At 57.8% G+C, this 6,000-nt stretch carries 3 protein-coding genes and 1 pseudogene; all 4 read right to left on the reverse strand.

The annotated features are described in order from the left end of the window. Nucleotides 1-1,236: 1,236 nt before the first annotated feature. The 4 genes and pseudogenes from EN818_RS29540 to EN818_RS29555 all read right to left on the reverse strand — a co-directional run bounded on the left by EN818_RS29540 (nt 1,237) and on the right by EN818_RS29555 (nt 4,976). Entirely contained in the window at nt 1,237-2,565 is a 1,329-nt protein-coding gene (locus tag EN818_RS29540) for a HAMP domain-containing sensor histidine kinase (protein WP_135905966.1), read from the reverse strand. Continuing rightward, entirely contained in the window at nt 2,562-3,221 is a 660-nt protein-coding gene (locus EN818_RS29545) for a response regulator transcription factor (RefSeq protein WP_024505389.1), read from the reverse strand. Before EN818_RS29545 ends, EN818_RS29540 begins: the two co-directional genes overlap by 4 nt. A 619-nt stretch (nt 3,222-3,840) precedes the next feature. Further along, a pseudogene (locus tag EN818_RS29550) lies at nt 3,841-4,273 on the reverse strand (helix-turn-helix domain-containing protein); the annotation flags it as partial. Nucleotides 4,274-4,517: 244 nt separating this feature from the next. Then, nucleotides 4,518-4,976, reverse strand: coding sequence for a response regulator transcription factor (locus EN818_RS29555; protein ID WP_224570033.1), 459 nt, complete (start codon nt 4,974-4,976; stop codon nt 4,518-4,520). Between the last annotated feature and the right edge of the window lie 1,024 nt (nt 4,977-6,000).

The following is a 6,000-nucleotide window of genomic DNA, read 5'->3' on the forward strand; positions in this document are numbered from 1 at the left end:
TCTGGTTTGCGAACGTCGACCGACAGCATCACGGCATGGGCGGCCCCATCGGTAGGCAAGCATTGACCGTGCCATCAGCGTTGAGGCAGCGCAGAGCCCAATTTCCCGGTGCCAGCCGGTACGTTGGAGCTTCAACTGTGGCCAGCCAAGCGGGCCGAGGCCGTGAAACTCCTGATACCCTGGACCGTCCGGATTGCAACGCACGACGCCTTGGTCTCGCGCCAACGTCCATTGACGCTCAGCGAAGCATCATGCGGACGAGCTGGGAAAGCTTGGCCGGGCCGGCGCCTTCCCAGGCGCATGGGACGCGCGACGACCCATGTGGACCTTGGATTTCACTACGCACTTACGCTGCTTTGGCCTTGTCAGCAGCCTGAGCATAAAGCGTGCTCAGCTTTCAGGGCGAGCCTCTTTCATGTTGATAGCATCTGTCGTCATTCAGGATCGCCCCATTTTCGCATGCCGCTTGCAGCTTTCAGACTGTTGTCAGCCAGGGCCGCCATAAAGGGTCTCGTTTAACGCATTCGGGAGGCTTCATCACTCGACCACATTAATTTCGGGCGGTTCGCCGGCGCTCCGAATGGCACTTAACACCAGATCCTCTCCAAACCCGTGATGATCCAAGAGGAAAACGAAAAATCCCTAAATCATAAAAAAGCACCGATACGGTCGGCTCCAGGCTGATGAAATTGCGGTCTCACTGGCCACGCACGATACTTGCGATGGCGATGGCCATTGCAAAGGCCGGTCAAGCACCCAAGACGCTGACAAGCACGCCTCCGACCAAAGCTCGATCGTTGGCAGCCTTTCTAGCCGTATACTTGGGGCATTTTGGGACGGCGATCCGGACGCCGATTAAAACCTGCCGGTCGTCTAAATGGAATGGTTGGTCCGGGTCCTTACTGGACCCCGCCAACCCGATCGGGCCGGCGCACAGGGGCACCCAGACAATTGGACACGTCGCCTTTGCGCGGCGGCTTGCACTTTCTCGGATGGCCTTTTTTCTCCCCGGGCGAAATCGAGCGAGCGGTGAGGCGGAGCCTTCGATTTTGCCGATCATGTCGTGTCGCTTCGATCGAACTGCTCAGACGATGATAGCGGCATTGATTGCCGCGGCCGAAATGCGTTGTGTGAAGTACGATTTCTACGCCGTATACATACTGCCGTACAGTTCGCCCTGTCAGCAGCCTTGCCAGCAATCCGCCCTGTGTCCAACTGTCGTCGAATTCACCGGTGTCATTGAGGAATTCGTATGATCGCCTCGAAACCATCATTGCGACCGCGGGCGGGCGACGCAAGCTCTAGACTGCCACCGATCCGCTGGATAACCATGTTAGCGATATGTAGACCAAGGCCTGAGCCCGCAGCAGGAGTAGCACCACGACTAAATCGCTTTGTAAGCCCTTCGAGGTCGGGGAGGGGCACCACCGGTCCGGCGTTTGCAATAGCGATGGTTCCATCAGTTTGGACGGAAACTGTTGTCGGAACAGTGGGCAGTCCATGTATCAGCGCATTCTCGATCAGGTTACGAAGGAGGATCCCAAACGCATCGACATCCACTTTGCGCATCAAAGTGGTGCAGCCGTCGACGTTAAGATGCAGGCGTCCGGCATATTGCGGCTTTTTCCTCAGGTCGTCGATTTCCAGCCGAACCGATCGGACAAGATCGATCGCGTGATCCGCCATGCCAACCCCCGATTCGGCTTGAGCGAGCTGAAGCACTTTTTCGACAAGGCGGCCAAGGCTCGACAGCGCTTGCTCGATGCCGCGCGCACGCATTTTGGCCGACCCATTGGGAAGCTCGGCCACTAATCTCTGCATCTGAGCGATTGAACCTGCGATCGGCGTGCGCAGTTCATGCGCACTGTTTGCGGCGAACTCGCGTTCGGCCTCGAGAGCCGCCCGCAGACGATCGAGAAGCCGATTGACGGATGCCGCGATTGGAGCCAACTCTGCCGGGAAATCGCCCAAGTCCATTGGTGACAGATTGCCGCCGTCGCGCGATCCGATCTGCTGTCGCAGTACCTCGATTGGCCGCAGCGAGCGCCGGATCACGATCCACCAAACAGCTAAGCTAAAGGGCAGGAGCACGAGTGTCGGAAGGAAGACAAAAAGTGCGCCCTTCGCGATTGTGGTACGGCGGCCATCAAGCGGTTCGGCCAACTGATGATACACGCCGTCTTGGATCTCCTCTGTGTAGACGCGGTAATCAGCGTTTCCCCAAAAGCCGTTACTCAGGGGAGCATCAGGGAAGGGCTGCTGACCCTCTTCCGGTTCGGAAATAAGCACTACCCCGTACTTATTAATAATCTGCTCACGATAGGTCCAGTACTTTTTATAAGTTGGCAAGTGGTTATTGTATTGATCAACGTGTTTTCCATTCAAGACCTTGATCAGCTCTGGTTCTCTGTACTCTGCGCTCGCCTGGAGCAAGTCATCCGAACTTTCGTTTACATTATTGCAAAAAATGAACGCAGCAATGGTTGGGGCGGCGATCCAAACCAGGAGCGTTGCCCCGCCTAACCACGATATCAGCTTTCTCGTCATGCTGTTCGAGTTCGTCATGTGACCACGAGCCTGTATCCGGAGCCACGCACGGTTGCTATTCTATCCCCGCCGATCTTCTTGCGGAGCCGGCTGACATAAACCTCCACTGTGTTGCTCTCGAACTCCGAATTGAATGAATAAAGCGCGTGCTCGATCCTCCCCTTTGAAACGACCGAACCGGGCCGGCGTAGAAGGCAGTCGAGCACCGCCCATTCGCGTCCAGACAGGTGGACCTCCTGCCCGTCGCGGAAGAGGCGTCGCTCGGCTGCCTGTATGGAAAGCGTCCCAACCGAAAATTGCGGCTCCGGAAAATGCCCTTGGCGACGTGCCACTGCACGGATGCGTGCCGAGAGTTCCCCCAGATCGAACGGCTTGACCAAATAGTCGTCGGCGCCAGCGTTGAGCCCCTCGATGCGGTGCGAAATCCGATCGCGGGCTGTCAGAATGATGACCGGCGTTGTATCAAGCCCCTTGATCAGCTCCCGCAGATAGTCGATGCCATTGCCGTCCGGCAGGTGAACGTCGAGCAAAATAACGTCGTAGCCGGCCACAGCTGCATGACCGCGCGCTCCGGACAGGCCCTCGGCCCAGTCGACCGCGTGGCCACCAGCCACCAAATGATCGTGCACAGCACTTCTAAGGTCGTCGTCGTCTTCAATGAGCAGTATTCGCATCAGGCTGCCGAGCTCCGGTATGAGGGCAAGGCTCCTGCCTTATTGATCGAAGCTGACAGTAGGCTGAACCGGCGCCAGCGAATATCTGGGGGCTTTCAGGCTGCTGTCAGCTACAATTGCAAGAAAGGGGTCGTTAACAAAGCCAAACGAAGAGGCCTTATGAAACCCCTCCTGATCTCGGCACTTTTGCTCAATGTGACCACCGGCGGCTGTACACTGGTTGGCGGGCAATTCGACGTGGCGGTCAACGAATGGCAGCCGCGCCACGCGTCAATGTCCAGGCTTGAAACTGACAGGTGTCTTAAATACGAGGGCACCGTAGCGGGTGCCTCCAGTTATCGAACAGTGCCTAGCAGGTCAGAAGTGCACTTTGACCATAGGGGTCGTCCGTATTTTCGGCGCTCGCGAACAGAGTCGACGGTCAATCGATGCGCCACTGCCAGAGTCTGGAACGGTCAAGTGTTTGTTATCCCCCGTCCGGGCCATATTCTCTGCCGAGGACCAAGAAGGCCCTATTTTCGGTGCCCACGAACAGAGCCAACGGTCAATCGATGCGCCACTGCCAGGGTCTGGAACGGTCAAGTGTTTGTGATCCCCTGTCCCGGCCGTGTTCTCTGCCGAACTCGCCCTTGTAGTCGGCACACCAAAGATCGTTAGGGCGACAGCCGTTTGAAAGTGGTGTCCCCGTCGCCCTGTTGCGCCTGCGCTTGCGGCGCTCGACCATGCCGGCGGTCGAGCACGGCATGCACGGTCGAGATCGCGGGCCGGTGCACATCCGGATACAGCCGGGCCAGCCGCTCGCGTATCTTCGGCGCACCCCATGTCGGCTTGTCTTGCTTGAGGCGCACAATCAGCTTCTCGATTTGAAACGGAAGCTGATTGGCGTGGCGATAGGGCCGCCGCGATCGGTCCGTCAGCCCCTCCAGGCCGCTGTCGTTGTAGCGCGTGAGGATCTTGTAGCCGGTCTTGCGCGAGATATCGAACTCCCGGCAAAGCACCGCCATCTTCTCGCCGTCCAGCAGCCGGGCGACGAACTTCAGCCGCTCTTCCATGACGTTACACTCCTTCCAAGGCACCTTGCTCTCCTTGCAAAGGGCCGAAAGTGTAACCCATCTATCCGGAATGAACTGTCACCCATCTTTCGGGAAGGGCAGTCATGGCCAAGGCAACTGGAAGCCGAATTTTCTTTTAGAGTATGAATCAGCGCCGTCTGCCGAAAAGCGCGTCCACGATCTTCCCTTTTGAAACGACCGTGCAGGGCTGGGGCAGACGGTAGTCGAGCACCGCCCATCCGCGTCAAGTCAGGTAGACCTCCTGCCCGTCGCGGAAGAGGCGTCGCTCGGCTGCCTGTATGGAAAGCGTCCCAACCGAAAATTGCGGCTCCGGAAAATGCCCATGGCGACGTGCCACTGCATGGATACGCGCTGAGAGTTCCCCCAGATCGAACGGCTTGACCAAATAGTCGTCGGCTCCAGCGTTGAAGCCCTCGATGCGATGCGAAATCCGATCGCAGGCTGTCAGAATGATGACCGGTGCCGATTCAAGTTCCTTGATCAGCTCCCGCAGATAGTCGATCCCATTGCCGTCCGGCAGGTGAACGTCGAGCAAAATAAGGTCGTAGCCGACCACAGCTGCATAATCGCGCGCTTCGGACAGGTTCTTGGCCCAGTCGACCGCGTGGCCACCAGCCACCAAATGATCGTGCATAGCACTTCCAAGGTCCTTATCGTCTTCAGTGAGCAGTATTCGCATCATGCTGCCGAGCTCCGGTATGAGGGCAAGGCTCCCATCTTATTGGTCGAAGCTGACAATAGGCTGAACCGGCGGCAGCGAATTATTTGGGGAGCTTTCAGGCTGCTGTCAGCTACAACTTGCAAGAAAGGGGTCGTTAACAAAGCCAAACGAAGAGCCCCTATGAAACCCGTCCTGACCTCGGCACTTTTGCTCAATGTGACCCCCGGCGGCTGCATCAGCAAATTGATTTGGGAAACAGGCGCGCCGGTTCTAATGACCGACGCAGGCCGAGGTCTGGAACAGCTGGACCAGCGAACGGCGTCTTCGGTTTTTCAGGCAACAGCCACATGGAAGAATATGATTGGCTCGACCATGCGCCGAGCTTTGTCGAACGGATTGGTCGCGGGCGCACTACCACAGATTATGGCAGGTTTACGCCCTGGCCTTGACACCCGGGGTGATCGTCACCGGCGGAGCCGCGGCGTACTGATCGGATATCTAACGTCGCTGAGTCTCTCGTCGGTGCAGTGGATCTCTCGGCTTAGCCATCATGCAAAAAACGACGGTTCCGCGACACCACTTTTCAGGTCCGTGACACAGGCTTTGTGAGCCGATCTGTTGTTCTTACCCCAGGCTAATGGCTGAACAGCTCTGTCGCCGGCTCGATGCGCCAGATGGCGCGATGTTTTGAACCCTTTCACGAGGCGACGGCAGCAGCCGACCGGCTCTCCTATCGCGGCTCCCGCGATCCACACACCCAGCAAGGGAATCTACCATGGTAATGAAGGCACCGGTTGCCGACGCTAGGAATGGGTCGGTAGTAGATCGGCTGGTCGGCATCGACCTCGCTCGGGGCCTGGCTGTCTTCGGGATGTATGCCGCCCATCTCGGTCCCGACCCCGGCGAAGGAGGACTAGTTGTGAGCTTTCGGGAGGTTGTCCATTCGGACCGGACCGAGGAGACTGGAGTTACCACGCTTCAGCATCCATCGGAGGATCCGAATGAACATCCATAAGAATGCCCGTCTCACACCGCTGCGTCGAGA

This window comes from Mesorhizobium sp. M3A.F.Ca.ET.175.01.1.1 (genome assembly GCF_004791945.1).
Taxonomy (GTDB): domain Bacteria; phylum Pseudomonadota; class Alphaproteobacteria; order Rhizobiales; family Rhizobiaceae; genus Mesorhizobium.

What these genes read in the sequence shown, in the direction of transcription:
- EN818_RS29545 (WP_024505389.1), bottom strand. Translation starts at nt 3,221, where the DNA reads ATGCGAATACTGCTCATTGAAGACGACGACGACCTTAGAAGTGCTGTG.
- EN818_RS29555 (WP_224570033.1), bottom strand. Translation starts at nt 4,976, where the DNA reads ATGATGCGAATACTGCTCACTGAAGACGATAAGGACCTTGGAAGTGCT.
- EN818_RS29540 (WP_135905966.1), bottom strand. Translation starts at nt 2,565, where the DNA reads ATGACGAACTCGAACAGCATGACGAGAAAGCTGATATCGTGGTTAGGC.